Origin of the sequence: Thermococcus litoralis DSM 5473, assembly GCF_000246985.2 — an archaeon.
GTDB classification, from domain to species: domain Archaea; phylum Methanobacteriota_B; class Thermococci; order Thermococcales; family Thermococcaceae; genus Thermococcus_A; species Thermococcus_A litoralis.
Genome location: NC_022084.1, coordinates 2198451 through 2215172 on the forward strand (window position 1 = coordinate 2198451; position 16722 = coordinate 2215172).

The following is a 16722-nucleotide window of genomic DNA, read 5'->3' on the forward strand; positions in this document are numbered from 1 at the left end:
GAAAAATTTATGTCGGGCTTTGAGCGCTTTGAGGAGTATGGACTGAAGGTGGAGATTCTCGAGAAATAGATTGGGATTTGTATAAATTAAAGAAATCAAAGAAAATAAAGCTCAGCTCTCGACTTTCTCAATTCCTATCTTTGCCTCAACTTCCGGCCACTCGACAACGTATCCCTTTGCTTCCTCGAACCTAACCTCAACTGCCCTTGTTTCTCCCTTTATGTAGTCAAGCATCTCCTGCAAGAGCCCTTTGTTTTCGTCAGTTGTTTCAATGTACACCATTATTCTGTCATTGACGTCTAAGTCGAGCTGCTTTCTCATCTCCTGTATTCTTCTCACGAATTCCCTCGCAAGTCCTTCCATCATAAGCTCCCTTGTGAGTGTCTTGTCAACAAATACCTTGCCGTGATCGAATTCTTCTCCTACAAGGAAGTCCGGGAGTTCTTCCTCAACGACAATGTGCTCCCTCTCAATTGTAAACTCCTTACCCTCTATCTCCACTTTCAGCTTTCCTTGCATAAGCTTTTCATAGAGCTCCCTGTCGTCCTGCTCCTCAATCCACTTTGCAATTAACTTTGCATCTCCCTTGAAGTGAGGCCCGAGTTTGGCGAAGTTGGGCTTTACTCTTATTTCTCTCTCAACCTTGGCTACCTTGACTTCTTTAGCATTGAGCTGGTCTTTGAGGAGGTAGTTAAGCCTTTCAACGGCTTTCTTTGTTGTTTCGTCCTCGGTCTCTATGAGTATCTGCCTCACAGGATAGCGGAGTTTTATCTTTGCCTTCTGTCTCGCCGCAGAGCCAGCTTCCACTATTTTTCTGACTATTTCCATTTCCTTTTCAAGCTCTTCATCTACCCATCTCTCGTCTTTCTTGGGCCAGTCTTCGAGGTGAACACTCTCCTTTCCGCTGAACGGTCTTATGAGGTTCTGGTAAATTTCCTCGGTGATGTAAGGTGTAAACGGTGCCATTAATCTAAGCAGAACGTCGAACACCTTCCACAACGTCCAATAAGCGGCAAGCTTATCTGGGTCGTCTTTCTCAATCCAGAGCCTCTTCCTTATGAGCCTTACATACCACCTGCTTAAGTCCTCTATCACAAAGTACTCTATTGCTCTCGTTGCCCTTGTGAGGTAGAATGTCTCTATTCCATCTTCCACAGCATCTACGAGAGTGTTGACTCTTGAAAGTATCCACCTGTCCTCTTCCCTAAATGGAAGCTCTTCTGGGTTGACCTTTGTGGGGTCGAACTTGTCCAGGCTCATGTATGTTGAAGCCAATATGTAGACGTTCCAGAGGATGTTGAGCATTCTCTTAACCTGTGCAAGCCCCTTCCAGCTGAACCTTAGGTTTTCCCAAGGAGTCGTCGCCCAGAGCATGTAGAATCTAAACGGATCTCTTCCTTCCTTCTGGACAACTTCTTCTGGCCTTATTATGTTCCCAAGACTCTTGCTCATCTTATCTCCCTTTTCGTCCAAAACATAGCCATGCATTGCGACCTTCTTGTACGGAACGGTGTCAAACGCAACAACACTTGCTGCCTGCTGGGAGTAGAACCACTTTGTAACCTGGTCTTCTCCCTCAACTATAAAATCTGCAGGCCAAAGTCTTTCGAAGAGGTCTTTCCTCCTTGGATAGTCAAGAGAAGCCCAGCTCGCTATTCCACTGTCAAACCATACATCGAGAACGTCTTTGACCCTCTTCATATCTCCTCCACACTTGGGACATCTGAGTACTACCGTATCCACCCACGGTTTGTGGAGGTCTACTTCATGAAAGTCCTTTTCTATTGGCTCCTTGCTCATCTCTTTGAGCTCATCGAATGAACCAACCACATGGACGTTGCCACAGCTCTCACATACCCATATTGGTAGGGGTATTCCCCAATACCTCTGTCTTGAGATACACCAGTCTCCGCTGTTCATAACTCCGTTGTCGTACCTTATCTTTACCCAATCTGGATACCAGGTGACGTTCTTGTCGTTTTCTTCTATTATCTTATCCTTAACTTTGCTTATCTTCAGGAACCACTGGTCTGTTGCTCTAAATATCAGCGGCGTCTTACAGCGCCAGCAGTGTGGGTATTTGTGCTCTATCGTGCCAGCCTTCACGAGAAGACCTTTTTCCTTTAGATACTCAATTATCTCAGGATCAGCATCTTTAACGAACTTGCCCTCCCACTTCCCTTCGACGTACCTTCCTTCATCGTCGAGAGGTGAGTAGATTGGCAGACCGTACTGCTTTCCTATCTCAAAGTCTTCTTCACCGTGTCCAGGGGCGGTGTGAACTAATCCGGTGCCCTCACCAAGGGTCACATGCTCTCCCAATATTACGCGATGAGCCCACTCGTATTTCTCCCTAAACTCCTTCTGCCTTGGGTACTCCTCCAAAAACGGATGCACATACCTTATGCCCTCAAGCTCTTCGCCCTTGAATTCCTCCACGATCTCTCCTTTGGCACCAGCTTCGTGGAGAACCCTCTCGACTAATGCTTTCGCTATTATCCAGTACTCTTCCTTTCCATCAAGGAATACCTTCACTTTTGCGTACTCGTATTCGGGGTGAACTGTGACGGCTAAGTTAGCCGGCAAAGTCCATGGTGTAGTTGTCCAGATGAGGAGGTACTCGTTTTCTTTTCCCTCTACCGGGAACTTTACGTATATGCTTGGGTCTTCCCTTATTTTGTATTCTCCCCTAACTTCGTGTTCAGCCAAAGCAGTCTCACATCTGGGGCACCAGTGGAGAACCCTCTGATCCTTCTCTAAAAGTCCCTTTTCCCATGCTTTCTTTAAAGTAAACCAAGCTGATTCTATATACTCGTTCTTGATTGTCATATACGGGTTATCCCAGTCCATCCAAACTCCGAGCATTTTAAACTGCTCTGTCATGATTTTGAGATTGGTCAGAGCGAACTCCCTACATTTCTTTATGAAGTTTTCAACACCAACTTTCTCCTCTATATCCTTTTTGTATTTCAACCCAAGGGCCTGCTCAACTTTAACCTCTATTGGCAAGCCATGCATGTCAAAGCCCGGTTGCCTTCTAACGTTGTAGCCCTGCATGGTTCTGAATCTTATCACCATATCCTTGATTATTTTGTTCCATGCAGTGCCCAAGTGTATGGCACCGCTTACATATGGTGGCCCATCAAGAAAATAGTAGTCCGGACCGTTTTCTCTTGCTTTTTTCACCTTGTTGTAGACGTCATTTTCTTTCCAGAATGCTTCTATTTTTTCCTCTAAGACTTGTGGATTATACTCCCTCATCTCTGGCTCCTTTATCATCTCAAAAACCTCCTGGGATTTGTAGAATAGGCTAGGTTAGCAGAATAGCCCAAGGAATCATGGGCAAAATGCAAAGCGAAGGATAAAACACTCCCCCCTCATGGGCATCGGTCAAAATTGTGGAGTTCTATTTATAAATCTTTTGCCAAGATTGAAATAAAGAGGGAAAGAAAGGAAAAGTTAACTCTTTTCCTCTATGGTTCTTTCCTCTTCTGGTTCCCCTTTTCTTCTGCTCTCGTTCTTTATAACCTGAATAACGTAATCTATGAACTTTCTAATCTCCTCTAAATCTTCTTCAGGGATATCCTGAATCTTTTTGTTCTTTGTTTTGCATGTGAGCAGTTTTAAGAGTGCTAATCTCCCAAGTGCTGTTTTTGTGCTTATCTCTCCCTCTTTCCAGTCATGCCATATAGCGTTTGCTATGCCGTAAAATTCTGGTATGCTATCCAACCCTGGATCACCAACGTCCAATACTTCTTTGCCGAGATACTTGTACCTCTTTTCCTTCTCCTCCTTTGTGAATACTTTCGATTTTTCTCTAATGTACTGGTGCACCATCCACACCACCTCCAAAAATACGTTGCCCTCAATGTTTATTAACCTTTTGTTTCTAAAACTCGGGGATAATCTTATAAGTCCCAATAAGACACATATCTACACATTAATACGGTGGTGAAAACAATGAATGAACTCCTCTACCTTTTGCTTTCCTTTGGAATTATAATAGGGTTCATAAGACTAAAGGTGAATATCGGGCTTTCTATATTCCTAGGCTCCCTTTTGCTTGGAGTTCTCTTTGGATTAAAGCCAAGAGATCTTGTACTTTCCCTCTACGTATCTTCCACCGAGTGGCAGACCTTAAGGCTCATCCTGATTATAGTCGCTATAATGGCTCTAACGAGCGTCTTTTCCCAAATCGGCTACCTCAAAATAATGGAGAGAGCAGCCAAGGAGCTGTTTCCAAGTGAAAAGTACTCTTTAGCCGCACTCCCGGCGTTAATAGGGCTAATGCCAATGCCTGCTGGAGCCCTTGTTTCTGCTCCTATGATAGAGACCGTGGCTGACAAGCTCAACATTTCCCCGGAGAAAAAGACCATCATTAACTACTGGTTCAGGCATATATGGGAGCACTCTTGGCCAATGTATCAGGCGATAATAATTGCCTCGGCAATTTTAAGCATCTCTGTAAGAGAATTCAGTAGCAAGATGTTCCCCCTAACAATACTTATGGCACTGATTGGATATCTTTTCTTTCTTAGGCCTATAAAATCAGCTAAGGATGAAAAAGGAGACATAAAAGAAGGGCTGAAGTTGTTCCTCAAAAGCACGTATCCGATAATTGTGATCATCTTTATCTCAATTGTTCTCGGCTATGACATGGTTTATGGGGCATTTATAGGATTTCTATCAGCTTTGATACCCCATTTTAGGAGAATAAACAAAGGGGAAATTATAAAATACGCCTTACAGCCAAAAATAATATTTCTTCTGCTCTCGGTCATGTACTTCAAAAAGCTTCTTGAAGTCACAGGAGCCGTTGAAGCCCTTCCAAGGATTATCTTAGAGTTAAACCTCCCAATAATGGCAGTAATAGTTTTAACTCCCTTTTTAGTTGGATTGATGACTGGCATAAGCTTCGCTTATGTGGGAATGACATTCCCGTTGCTAGCACCGTTTTTTGGGAGCTTTGATAAAATTGCACTCGCGTACTTGAGCGGCTACATGGGGATGCTCTTCAGCCCGGTTCACTTGTGCTTAGTCTTCTCCGCAGAATACTACAAAGCCGACCTAGGAAAAGTTTACAGAGCGATGCTGATTCCTGGATTGGCTCTCTTCCTTCTCGGAGTTCTCTACATCTCTTTCCTCTAAGCACCAGAAATGCTCTCTAAGTTCTTTAAACCTTTTCTTTCCTATTCCCTCACTTTTTGCAGTTCCAGTGCCTTTTTGTGTGCCTCTTCTACACTACATCCCTCAGCCCGATGCTTTATCTCCCTCAACTCATGAAAGAGAACATAACGTTCATACGGTCTCAAAAGCTCAGATATCCAAATTTCATTAAGAGGAATTCCAAGCTTATCTGCCGCCGGTGGATAGATGAGTTTTCCCTGATAGACTACTCTGTAGCATGCATTGTATTCTTTGATGAGCTCATGGGGCACGTACTTCACGCGATAGCCCAGTTTTGCAATTTCCTCTTTAACGTTCGTCTTAGCCCACCAATAAAAACTCCCTTTAGGGGTTTTAAGAATTATGGATGAAGGCAAAGATGTTATATAGGTGAGAAACTTAAATAGTAAGGGGGACTACATGAACCACGCACTCCTCTTCCTAGGGCAAGTATCCAGCCTCTCTGCAAAAATAGCCGGGGCTCTATTTCTCGCTTACATTTACTGGAAACACAGACGAAAGCCCGCCCTCTGTTGGTCCCTCTCTTGGACCGCTGCTGCTTCTTCAATACTCTCCGACATAACCGGAAACACGTACATTGTTTCACTATCGGAGGCATTCTGGGCGATGTTCCTATTCTATGGTGCAATCCTTCTGCTGGAAGAAAAGGGAATAACAAGCAGAGAAGTTGGAGTCCTGTCGATAATCCCCGTCATAACAAGCCTATATGGGATTCTAATAGGTGCCTCAGGTAGGTCTTCTGATTGGTTTGCACTTGTTGGTCTGCCCTATGCAGTCTCGGCACTCTTCATAACATCTTCTGGGCTTATGATACTCCTTCTCAGAAAGCTTTATAACGACAAGGCATCGTATTTAGGAGGCATTATTACACTCTACGGTCTCCACGAGCTTGATTATCCTGTTTTGAGACTTGTTGAGTGGTTCGCCCCAATAGGGTTTGCCCTTGGGGCAATATTTAGCATTCTGTCTGCATACGTCATGATAAAATTCGTCTTTACTGAAGAGTTCATAAGAATTGAAAGGCCACCAGCGGAGATGTATCTTAAACCCGGAGTTATGATAATCAAGCCCGAAGAGTATACCACAATAAAAGAAAAGCTCGAAAAAGTCCCTGTATTGGCATTTGTTAGAAATCTGCATGTACCTGAGAGCTGGAATGCTTTCTTCATAACGACCGCCGGAGAGAGAAATTCCATATATCCCACTGATCTGGCAAAAATTGTTGATACGTCGGTTAGATATCTAAACGAGGCAAAGGAAAAGGGATTTGAGGGGATAATTGTTATAGACTGTCCAGAATATTTGAAAACATACAACGGCTTTGAAGCTCTCGTAAAATTTCTTGCCTCTCTAAAGGATTTCACGCTTTTATACAACGGAGTTCTAATTCTGGTAATTGAGGAAGAAGCTTGGGAAAAAAGAGAGCTTAAAATCCTAAAAAGGGTTCTCACCTGATTCCAAAGATTTATAACTTTCCATTATTCAACCTCAAGAGGTGAAAGGATGGGGATTGATAACATAATCGCAAAGCTGGCATCAGTTGGAGCTGATCTCAGTACTAGAAATGCAGTGAGAATGGCGCTCTCTCTGATAAGCGAGGATGAAGAGCTTACAGACCAGATATACGTGGAGATAAAGAACAAAGCGTACAAAGAAGACTTTGCAAAGGTGCCTGTTGAAAAGAGAGCTGTTTTCATCCCCCAGTGTTTAAGAAATGTGAAAGAATGCCCCGCAGAGTTTGGCGAATATGGGTGGAAATGCACAAAGTGTGGAAAGTGTTCAATTGGCGATATAATTGAATACGGAGAAAAGCTCGGTTACAAACAGTTCTATATAGTCCCAGGTGGGAGTTTGGTAAAGAAAATACTAAAGGAAAAAGTCCCTAAAGGGGAAATAAAGGCTGCACTGGGGATAGCATGCTGGCCTGAGCTTGCAGAAGCTAGTGAGAAGCTTTCCATACTAAAAATTCCACTCCAAGCAGTACCCCTACTAAGGGCAGGATGTATAAACACCCTGGTCGATCTTGAGAGAGTTAAGATGGCCTTGGAAGTTGGCCTTACACAAGAAAGCAAAAACCCAGCATTTTCCACAGACATGAATCCCCAACAGACTCTCTAATGGCTTTCATTTCTTATTTCATTCCAGATCGCAGTCAAAATCAACAGAGCACCTAGATAACCTCTCAAGCTTAGAACTTCCCCTATAGTCAAAAATGCCGATATATGCCCAAAAATTGGTTCAGCGGAGTATATAAGAGCCGCTTTATGGGCTTTCGTTTCTTTCTGATACTTCACCTGAAGAGTGAAAGCAATTACCGTTGCAAAGACTCCCGTGTAAATAATACCAAGCCATGGAGTTATCCCTATTGGCAATACAAATCCCTCAAAAATCAAGGCATAAATTGTCGAAAACACAAAATTCCAAAATATCTGCCAAAAGGCAAGGCTGAGGTAGTCTCTTTCCCCAAATTTCTGGACAAGGACTATCTGGAATGCAAATGAGATTGCACAAAGAACCGTCAACAGATCGCCATAGTTAAAACTTAAGCTCGCTCCTGAGATTAGATACAAACCAGCTATTGCAACACTTAAGGACAGAAAATCCCTTACCCTCAGCTTATCACCCAGAAGAAAATAAGCTATAAATGGAGTAAAAACCACGTAAAGGGAAGTTATGAAGGCGGAGTTGGATGCAGATGTGTATTTTAAGCCCACTATCTGAAAACCATGCCCAAAAAAGAGGGTTGTTCCCAAAATAAACCCTTCAAAGAAAGTTTCGCTCTTTATGGCTTTCTTTCTAAAGATGAGGAGCATAAGAAGAGAGGCTATTCCAAAACGATAAGCCAAAAATAGGACTGGGGAAAGATAAGCAAGGCTAACTTTCATTGCTGGAAAGGTGAAGCCCCATATGACCGTGATCCCAAGAAGAATTAGCTCCGCCCTTTTCATGTCTCAATCTAAACTCTCTCACTTTTTAAGCGTTTTCCTTTAGATATGGGTTTAAGCGTTCTAATTTTCGTAACCCTTATATAAAATGAAAGCATATCATTTTTGGTGATACTATGGGCGAGGAGGAAGCTTATGAAGTCCAAAAGGAGAGCGTTGAGCGAATATGGATTCTGATAACCCCCGATAAGTGCAGTGGTTGCAGGCTATGTGAAGTTGCCTGTTCCCTCGAGCACGAAGGAATCGTATGGCCAGAGGCATCAAGAATCAGAGTCTTTGAGCTTTTGCCCGGAGTTAACGTTCCACATACATGTGTTCAATGCCCGGACTATCCATGTGTAAATGCCTGTCCTACAAAAGCCCTTAGTGTTGATGAAAAAACAGGGGCAGTGCTTGTTGATGAAGCGAAGTGCATAGAGTGTGGGGCTTGTATAACAGCTTGCCCCGGAGATGTTCCGAGAATTCCAGTTGGTAAGGGAAGTGTGGTCATATGCGACCTCTGCGGGGGAAATCCGAAGTGTGTTGAAGTTTGCCATGAGGCTGGGCACGATGCCCTAAAGATTGTCACAGGAAACTACAGACCGATCTTCAGGACATTTGCAAAAGATCCCGTGGAAAAGAGCTCTGAGATAGCGAAAAAGGTCTTTGGAGAAGAGTTTCTGGGGTGAGTAAAATGTATGCATACACTGGAAAGCTCCTTGATGTTGACTTAACAAAGGAAGAGATTAAAGAAGTTGAGCTTGAGGAAGAAACTCTAAGGAAGTTCTACGGGGGAAGAGGGCTTGGAACTTACCTCCTCTGGAAAGAGCTTGGAGAGAAGTGGGAAAACGTTGATCCTCTTAGCGAGGAAAACCTTCTTCTAATACTCACTGGACCTCTGACCGGCTATTATCCCGGCATGAAAACCGCTGTTGTTTCTAAATCCCCAGAGAGCAATGGTATTGTAGGGAGTGTTTTAAGCAGTGAGGTAGGATTAGAGCTTAAGGCATCGGGATACGATGGGATCATAATCAGAGGAAAGGCAAAAACGCCCGTTTATCTCTTCGTTTACAACGATACTGTGGAAATAAGAGATGCATCCAAATACTGGGGCATGGGGGGCATTGAGCTTCATAAAACCCTCTTAAAGGAAGTGCACGAAGAGGTAAGAAAAAAGGAAATGCTGAAAGGGATCCCCAAAGAGCCCGCAATGATGTACATAGGCAAAGGAGGAGAAAACAAGGTTCGCTTTGCTGCAATAATGACAAAGCTCATGCATGCCGCAGGTTACGGGGGCTATGGAGCTGTTATGGGGAGCAAGAACCTCAAAGCGATAGTTGTAAAGGGAAGCAAATCCCTTCCAGAGGTTTACGACAAAGAAAAAATGAAATTCCTCCTCAGAGAGTTCTGGAAGGAGCTCTTCTCAATGACCACATTTAGAGAATGGGGCACCGGAGCTGGGGGTTACAGCGTAGGGCATGACCGCTCAAGCGAGCCGATAAGAAACTGGCAGGAGGAATATCACGACAACGAGGAGATAAGTGTCGTTAACTTCGAAAATAGAGCATGGATAAAGAAGTACTGGGCCGATTACGGATGTCCAGTGAACTGTATGAAAATTTCATATCTCCGTTACGGCGAATACAAGGGCTCAATAACGGATGCACCTGACTATGAGCTCCAAGCGTATATGGGAACCAACCTTGGAATATTTGAGCCCGAGAAGATCGTTTACCTCTCATACCTTGTGGATGAACTTGGCTTAGATGGAATAAACGCTGGAAACACTTTAGGATTTGCAGCGGAGCTTTACCAGAGAGGGATACTCACAAAGGAAGACATAGGATTTGAGCTCAATTGGGGCGATGAAAAGGCATTTGCAAAGCTTTTACACCTAATAGCCGAGAAAGAGGGCATTGGAAAGATACTAGCCGAAGGCACTTACAGAGCAGCACTAAAGATCTCCGAGATGAAGGGAGTGGATGCAACAAAATATGCAGTTCACGTGAAAGGAATCGGAGTAGGGGCCCATGGAATAAGGAGCGAGCTTGACTACACAAAAGACATAAGCTACGCAGTCTCAGTCCAAGGAGGGGATCACACTTCAACTGCTAGCCTTCCAGCAAGGAGCTATGAGGGAGAAATGGTAAACGCATTTTATGATTCGGCAGTTGTGTGTATGTTTGTCACAAGGCCGGGATTTGAGAGAATTCTAGAATTTGGAAACGCTTTGACAGGATTTGACATAACCCCAGAGCAGTGGTTTAACGAAGTCGGTCTGAGGATAATCCACCTCCAGAGAATACTTTTACTCCTTGGCGGGCCGGATGTATACTGGGATCCAAGAAAAGACGATGACAATCCACCAAGATTCTATGAACCACTACCAAGTGGGCCCGTTAGAGGAAAAGCATCCAGCAGGGAGGAGATAAAATCAAAGGTCAGACAGTACTACGAAGAGATTGGCTACGACGAAAATGGGATTCCAAAAGAGGAAGTTCTTGAAGAGCTCGGCTTAAGCGATGCAAAGAGGGAAGTTAGGAGAATCAAAAAGCGCTTAAACCTTTAACCTTTTCTTTCAAACTTTTGGTTTTGATGAACTTTTTAAGGCTTTATTGTCAAAAATATGCGGTGATTGCCATGGTAGAATACAAAGACATGACAATCAAAGTTGTAGGGGAGAGGCTTTCTCCAACAAAAATGAAGGTCAAAGCCGGGAATTTTGAGATTACAATAGACAAAATCGGTGGGGAAGCTCCGAGCCCAGTTGAATATCTCCTCGCAGCCCTTGCAGGATGTCTAAATATTGTCGCGACCCTTGTAGCCAAGGACATGGGGATACAAATTGAAGACCTGAGTGTTGAAGTTGAAGGTGTCCTTAATCCTGGAAAGTTTATGACTGGAGAAGGTGAAAAAGCGGGCTACAAAGAGATCAAGGCCAAAATTAAAGTGAAGACTGATGCTGATGAAGAGACCCTCAAGAAGTGGCTTGAAAAGGTAGAAGAACGCTGCCCAGTTAGCGATAATTTAGCCAACCCCACCCCAACAAAGGTTGAAGTTGAAAAGTGCTGAAAGTTTTTTAAACCCCTTTCTTTATCCTTTTCTGGTGAAGTTAATGTGGCGTGAAAAGCTTAAGCAGGGGTTCCTTGAAAACGACAAGCTCATGATTGAGCTCAGCATAGGGGGAGAATGTGGGGAATGGTTCCCGAGCTTGGCTTTGTACGACAAAGAAAACGATAGCTGGTACTACTTGGACAACGACATCCCTCCTGGAGCCACTGAGGAGGAAGCATTGCAAAATGCAATCAAATTCTTTGAAAAAATGATTATAGGCTTGGAAAAGCCCAAAATAAAGAGCTCCCCCCTAAAAGAGGCTCCCGAGGAGATATATCTAAAGTTTAAGCAGTTCCTGGAGGAACTTAGGGGTGAAGATAAAGGTTAGGCTCTACGGAGAGCTTGCCATAAAACACGGCACGGAGGTTGAGCTAGAAGTTAAAGAGGGAGCTAGGGTTGAGGATGTCCTCAAAATTTTGAAAATAAGTGATTCAGAGCATCATTTAATTTTGAATGAAAGAAAAGTTTCAAAAAACCACCCACTAAGTGATGGAGATACCTTAAAGGTTCTTCCGGTAGTCTATGGGGGTTAACCCTCCCCAAGTCCAACATCTTCTCCAAAAGTGAGCGTTAGGTAAAGTTCCACCAAGCCTTTCTCGATGTTCTCCAAGATTTTCTCTTCAAGCTTTTCAATCTCGCCTGTAGAAAGGTGCCTTCCCTCCTCCAGAATCTTTATTTTCCAAGTTTGCCGGTCAAATACGATTGTCATCTCCTCCACTATAAGCGGGACGTACCTTATTCTAATCCCATAAAGCTCTTCTGCATAACCCGCTTTCCGATTTATATCTTCTAAATAGGGTTTCAGCTTTTCCATGAAACCACCGCAATTCTTAATACTCCTTTCGACTTTAAACTTTTAGGGTGATACAATGTACCAGAAGTTTGGATACCATTTTCATGCTTACCAGCCCGGTGATCTAATCTATATCCACGATGGCTCCGGGTGGGATCCAATAAAATATTCAGAGCGATTGAGCCCGGTGTCCCTAAAAATAAGGGATATAGAAGTGAAATCCAGGAACTGGACAAGAACCGTTATTAAAGCGTATGAATACACCAGCGATGCCTTGGGATCTCTAAAATCCAGAAGCGTAAGTGTTGATTTTGAGCCCTTCACACTTTACATGATCCTGAGATATAAACCAAAGATATACGCGGAAATAGTCGATCTGCTCATGAACAAAGTGGAGCCGGTTCCAACAACGCCTTTTCATCCAATAATGCCCCACCTCAGCACTTTTGAACAGGAAATTCTTGCGAGAATCTCCTTCGATTTCTATGAACCCTTTATCAAAGACAAGGATGTTGTTGGGTACTGGCTTCCCGAGAACGTTATCACTAAAGAAACTGCCAAAATCATAGCAGAGTCAACACAAAAGGAAATAGTGTTCCTTCTGGACGAGCGGCAGTTTGTTGGCCTTCACTTTCCCCAAGCAAAGTTCTCCTGCAACACATACAAATGCGACGATAAAATAGGATACGTCTTCGGAAGGGATCACCAGCTGAGCGATGCTTTTGCATTCAACACACTTGACGTTGATGGCCTTGTGAGGGCTGTTGTAGAAGGTAGAATAGATGTTTTCAAAGAGAACTCTGAGATTCCCTATTTGGTTTACCTCGCAAGCGATCTTGAGGCTTTGCTGAGCAACCCACAACAGCTGGACAAGTTCATCACTTGGCTTTCAAAACTTGAGGAAAAAGGAGTTGAAACAATAAACGCAGTGGAGTTCATTAGAAAGAAGAGAAATGGAGAGTTCAAAAGGTTAGAAGGAGAGTGCAGTGAGCACTTTAGAATCAACGTCAAGGACTACTCGAGTTGGAGTGACTATTACGATCTCAGCATAGACGGAAGGACGAGTGACATCAGATGGCTCGGCATGAGAAGAGAAGACAGCAGAGTAATTAACCGTGTCTACAAAGGGAAGAAGGTTTCACAGCTTTGGAAGTATGCCTTTACAAAGCTGTTCAGGGAACTAAATAGGAGTATACGCTTTGGTGTGATTGATTTGATCCACAAATACCTCCCAGAGGCGAGCATAGAGGATATAAAGGAATTTCTGGTAAGATATGCGAGAATATTCTTTAGAGAACACTACGAATACTTTGAGATGGATACAACGGTGGAATATATAATGGAACCGCTTAAAGACCTTGATCCAACGCTTGCTTTAAGGTTGGGAAGGATATACTACATAATGCTGCTCGCCAACCACTCAGATCCCCGGTTCTGGGAAAACATCGACACAAGGGTAACATTTGAGAACGTCTCCGCGATCAGCAAGGCACTTATAGAGCTCATGAAGGTTTATATTGATGAGAACATGCACGAGAGAGCCAACTACATCCTCCTCGAATACATGAAGCTTCTTGCTTTTCCCCAGCTCTACTACGACTACGAACTTTTCAAGATGCCAGGGCTTGAGGGATGGGAGACAAGTGAAAAAGCTTGGTTCGATAGCCTAAAAAGCGAGGTTCCAAACTGTGATTACAATGTAATAACAAGGGCAGCCCTCTACGTTGGAAACGAAGACCTCCCAGAGGACATAAGAAACGCCTTAGAAGTTCTCTATGATATGAAAAAAGCGGTGGCAGATACAGGCCATATCTCCGGAGAAATGCACGGAAACTGGGAAAACAAGGAATGGTGCGAGCATAGGGCAAAGGTTTAGCCCTTTATGTTCCATTTTTCTTTGCTGAGAAAGAGATAAGCCTCTTCCTCAAGTTCTGGAGGAACGAAGTTGATTAAAATTTCTGCATTTTTTATAACCTCTCTCAAGTTTTTGCCAAGGGCAACTTGGTTTTTGGTGAGAAGGTCTTCAATAACGTCCACTATGCCTTCCTTAACCTCTTTCTCAGAATAAAGCCTCTTTCCCCTTATCCATACTTTTTGGTTCTTTGTGTAAAAATCAAGCGCCCTCTCGCCCAAGAACTCTGGCCCGGGTTTTAAAATTACTCTTGGCCTCTCCACCCTATCGACTTCAAGCATGATGAACGCCTTCTCAGTGTATCCCCAATTTAAGTCAAAAACTTCAAAACCTTCCCTTTTCAGGCTCTTCTCAAACCCCTTCGCACTTCTCTCAAGCTGGGGAAGGAGAACATCATCCACGAGTTCGGGCTTTGGGAAGAGGAGAGTAACCAGATTTGTGCCTTTTTTCTTGAGCAAGGCCTTATAATCACCAGCTTTTGCTTTTGATGGAAAGAAAAACCCAATTCCCGGCTTTTCGACAAACTCTTTCGCTTTAAAATAAAACACTCCAAACTTTTCCCAGCTAAGAGAAGAAGCAACGTTTCTTCTGGGATCAACGGGGTCTATAACAATTAAGGGGCTTTCCCCTTCTCGTTCCACAGTTTTGTACGCTATTTCTGGCTCCTTCTTTAACCATCCCTCAAGGTCTATTATCTTGCCCTTCCCCAAGAACTCGACGTTCTCAAGCAGGTTCATAAAGGAACCGTATTTTATTATCAAAAGCTCCGTTAAGTAACCAGAGAAGCCTCTAACATAAACTTCACTGCCATATGCATTTATCCCTTTCAGAAACTTCTTGAGAAGCCTTACCTCGTCGTTTCTCCCGTCTAAGTGTTTTACCACCCACTCGGTGTGGAGTAGGGATCTATCTACCGCCGTCTTTACTTCTCTCCAGCTTTTCACATTGTAGCAAGGTACAATGTCCACATCAAAACCCTTGTAAAAAGCTCTCACGTATGGATGTTCAGCGTAGGCTATTTCGTAACTCTCAAGTCTCTTACCGATGGCCTTCCCCAGCTCTAGCCCTATTTTCCTCAGCTCCTCAAGCGGAACTTCAAGGGGAAATGCCAAAAAAAGATCCACATCGTGGTCGCCGGATAGATAGGTGTCCTTCGCTATTGAGCCCACCAAACGAGGGGTAACCTCTAAGTCCTTTTTCCCTATCTCTTCCTCTGCAATCTTAAGTATCTCCTGTGTTACAGCATTGACTAAGGCTCTCTCCTCCTCCGATGGCTTTATCCTCTCCAAAACTTCCTTCAGCAGTTCCATCAATGCTTCACCTAATCCTTCAACTCAAATCTTGCAAGGGTTTCATAAATGGGCCCTTTTGGTGTTAAAGTGCTCTTCTTAAGCTCTATTGCGCTGACCTCGAACTCGCCAAATTCCTCGTTAGAAAGCTCTTTCAACGCCAGCATAAGCTCAACCTTATCCTTCACGAATTTTACCCTTCCTATTGTTATGTGAGAAACAAAATCCTTCTCTCGCTTAAAGCTAAGTTTGAAAAGAGCGTTGTCTATCTCCTTTGCTATTTTCTTTATCTCCTCATCGTTCTCCACTCCAGCCCAGATAACCCTGACATAGTTGTAATTCGGGAACACTCCTATGCCCTTAACTTTTACGCTGTGCTTCTTGTGCTTTTTGGCTATCTGTTCTAAGAGTTTTTTGATATCCTCTGCCTGCTCCTCAGTTATTTCTCCCAAGAACTTTAGAGTTAGATGGAGGTTTTCCGGCTCAACAAATTTGATTTTTGCGGATTTTGTTTTTTCGATTTTCTCTTGCGCCTCTATGAGTTTTTGTCTAACTTCGTCGTTAATATCAATCGCTATGAACGCCCTCATTCTCTAACCACCACTGGGAACTCTTCCCATGGGAAAACTATCCACTTATCAGTCCTGAAAACGTAAAAATCAGGCACAACTGAAGTCCACGGCTTCATTGCCAAGCATGCCACCTTGATGTCTTTTGCACCTTTCTTCTTTACTTCCTCGATAACAACTTGGAGCGTCTTTCCTGTATCGCTGACATCATCCACTATTACGACTTTCTTTCCTTTTAAGTCCCCGTGGAGCGGGATTGTTATCGTGGGTTTTTCTCCCCTCTCGTCAATGCCCTTGTAGAACTTTACGTCGATTACCTTGAACTCCACATCTCCTAAAATATGACTGAGCCGTACTCCCGGAATAAGTCCTCCTCTCGAGATTCCAACAATGACATCAGGCTTGTATTCTCTTTAAACTATCAGCAAGTGAGAAGATTGCCCTATCCACCTGCCACCATGTGAGATAGACCTTGTCCATTCTCTCACCCTCCTTTGATATATGGTAGAGTAGAAGAGTTAGAGTTTAAAAACCCAGCGTTTTCAAATGCTGAGGTTCAAGCTTTCAATTCTTTTAAAGTCTTATTGGAACAAAGCGTTATTAAGATGTAGTGCCCTACTCTCCATCTTTCAATTCTTTTAAAGTCTTATTGGAACCTGTTTCATCCTACGCGCGACAAGAATTGGATGATCCTTTCAATTCTTTTAAAGTCTTATTGGAACATAGGAGTGTCTTCCCAGTCAATCTTCTTCTGGTATGTCTTTCAATTCTTTTAAAGTCTTATTGGAACATATATATAATTAATTCGTTTACTGTACAATAAATTACTTTCAATTCTTCTAAAGTCTTATTGGAACCACCTCAGAATATGTTGAAGTTTAGGCCTGTGATGCTCTTTCAATTCTTCTAAAGTCTTATTGGAACACCGAAAAGA

At 43.3% G+C, this 16722-nt stretch carries 16 protein-coding genes, 1 pseudogene and 1 CRISPR repeat array; of the genes and pseudogenes, 9 read left to right on the forward strand and 8 right to left on the reverse strand.

The features are described from left to right. Window positions 1-111: 111 nt before the first annotated feature. Together ileS and OCC_RS12075 are read right to left on the reverse strand one after the other, a co-directional pair. Window positions 112-3279 (reverse strand): isoleucine--tRNA ligase, encoded by a 3168-nt coding sequence (gene ileS / locus OCC_RS12070; protein ID WP_004070118.1) that lies wholly within the window; start codon window positions 3277-3279, stop codon window positions 112-114. Window positions 3280-3459: 180 nt separating this feature from the next. Beyond that, the gene (locus tag OCC_RS12075) at window positions 3460-3837 is read right to left on the reverse strand and encodes a hypothetical protein (RefSeq protein ID WP_004070117.1); all 378 of its coding nucleotides are present in this window, start codon (window positions 3835-3837) and stop codon (window positions 3460-3462) included. Window positions 3838-3960: 123 nt separating this feature from the next. On the opposite strand from OCC_RS12075, the gene OCC_RS12080 reads away from it, so the two are divergent. Beyond that, on the forward strand, window positions 3961-5148 hold the full coding sequence (locus OCC_RS12080; RefSeq protein ID WP_004070115.1) for a TIGR00529 family membrane protein: 1188 nt from the start codon (window positions 3961-3963) through the stop codon (window positions 5146-5148). 41 nt (window positions 5149-5189) lie between these two features. On the opposite strand, the gene OCC_RS12085 is transcribed toward OCC_RS12080, so the two are convergent. Continuing rightward, entirely contained in the window at window positions 5190-5447 is a 258-nt protein-coding gene (locus tag OCC_RS12085) for a hypothetical protein (protein ID WP_148290466.1), read from the reverse strand. Between the two features lie 139 nt (window positions 5448-5586). Here OCC_RS12085 and OCC_RS12090 point away from each other — a divergent pair, with 139 nt between their 5' ends. Together OCC_RS12090 and OCC_RS12095 are read left to right on the forward strand one after the other, a co-directional pair. Continuing rightward, a complete protein-coding gene (locus tag OCC_RS12090) occupies window positions 5587-6642 on the forward strand; it encodes a DUF835 domain-containing protein (protein ID WP_004070112.1) in 1056 nt (351 codons plus the stop codon). 48 nt (window positions 6643-6690) lie between these two features. Further along, a complete protein-coding gene (locus OCC_RS12095) occupies window positions 6691-7305 on the forward strand; it encodes a DUF116 domain-containing protein (RefSeq protein WP_004070111.1) in 615 nt (204 codons plus the stop codon). Here OCC_RS12095 and OCC_RS12100 read toward each other — a convergent pair. Next, on the reverse strand, window positions 7302-8135 hold the full coding sequence (locus OCC_RS12100) for a DMT family transporter (protein ID WP_004070109.1): 834 nt from the start codon (window positions 8133-8135) through the stop codon (window positions 7302-7304). The two genes, OCC_RS12095 and OCC_RS12100, sit on opposite strands and share 4 nt — an antisense overlap. A 113-nt stretch (window positions 8136-8248) precedes the next feature. Here OCC_RS12100 and OCC_RS12105 point away from each other — a divergent pair, with 113 nt between their 5' ends. From OCC_RS12105 to OCC_RS12125, 5 genes are all read left to right on the forward strand, one after another. Beyond that, a complete protein-coding gene (locus tag OCC_RS12105) occupies window positions 8249-8800 on the forward strand; it encodes a 4Fe-4S dicluster domain-containing protein (RefSeq protein WP_004070107.1) in 552 nt (183 codons plus the stop codon). Between the two features lie 5 nt (window positions 8801-8805). Further along, window positions 8806-10680 (forward strand): aldehyde ferredoxin oxidoreductase family protein, encoded by a 1875-nt coding sequence (locus OCC_RS12110; RefSeq protein ID WP_004070105.1) that lies wholly within the window; start codon window positions 8806-8808, stop codon window positions 10678-10680. A 71-nt stretch (window positions 10681-10751) separates the two neighbouring features. Further along, the gene (locus tag OCC_RS12115; RefSeq protein WP_004070103.1) at window positions 10752-11183 is read left to right on the forward strand and encodes an OsmC family protein; all 432 of its coding nucleotides are present in this window, start codon (window positions 10752-10754) and stop codon (window positions 11181-11183) included. Window positions 11184-11226: 43 nt separating this feature from the next. Further along, window positions 11227-11553, forward strand: a complete 327-nt coding sequence (locus tag OCC_RS12120; protein WP_004070101.1) for a hypothetical protein — start codon at window positions 11227-11229, stop codon at window positions 11551-11553. Beyond that, window positions 11537-11758, forward strand: a complete 222-nt coding sequence (locus OCC_RS12125; protein ID WP_004070099.1) for a MoaD/ThiS family protein — start codon at window positions 11537-11539, stop codon at window positions 11756-11758. The genes OCC_RS12120 and OCC_RS12125 overlap by 17 nt, the downstream gene beginning before the upstream one ends. Here OCC_RS12125 and OCC_RS12130 read toward each other — a convergent pair. Beyond that, window positions 11755-12039, reverse strand: a complete 285-nt coding sequence (locus tag OCC_RS12130; protein ID WP_004070097.1) for a hypothetical protein — start codon at window positions 12037-12039, stop codon at window positions 11755-11757. The two genes, OCC_RS12125 and OCC_RS12130, sit on opposite strands and share 4 nt — an antisense overlap. Window positions 12040-12094: 55 nt before the next feature. On the opposite strand from OCC_RS12130, the gene OCC_RS12135 reads away from it, so the two are divergent. Continuing rightward, the gene (locus tag OCC_RS12135; protein ID WP_004070095.1) at window positions 12095-13894 is read left to right on the forward strand and encodes a polysaccharide deacetylase family protein; all 1800 of its coding nucleotides are present in this window, start codon (window positions 12095-12097) and stop codon (window positions 13892-13894) included. On the opposite strand, the gene cca is transcribed toward OCC_RS12135, so the two are convergent. The 3 genes and pseudogenes from cca to OCC_RS12150 all read right to left on the reverse strand — a co-directional run bounded on the left by cca (window position 13891) and on the right by OCC_RS12150 (window position 16268). Continuing rightward, on the reverse strand, window positions 13891-15240 hold the full coding sequence (gene cca, locus OCC_RS12140; RefSeq protein WP_004070092.1) for a CCA tRNA nucleotidyltransferase: 1350 nt from the start codon (window positions 15238-15240) through the stop codon (window positions 13891-13893). The two genes, OCC_RS12135 and cca, sit on opposite strands and share 4 nt — an antisense overlap. Before the next feature lie 11 nt (window positions 15241-15251). Continuing rightward, entirely contained in the window at window positions 15252-15809 is a 558-nt protein-coding gene (gene thpR, locus OCC_RS12145; RefSeq protein ID WP_004070090.1) for an RNA 2',3'-cyclic phosphodiesterase, read from the reverse strand. After that, window positions 15806-16268 (reverse strand): annotated as a pseudogene (locus OCC_RS12150) (phosphoribosyltransferase). Before OCC_RS12150 ends, thpR begins: the two are co-directional and overlap by 4 nt. 81 nt (window positions 16269-16349) lie before the next feature. After that, a CRISPR array of direct repeats spans window positions 16350-16712; the repeat unit is 30 nt; unit sequence CTTTCAATTCTTTTAAAGTCTTATTGGAAC. The last annotated feature ends 10 nt before the right edge of the window (window positions 16713-16722 follow it).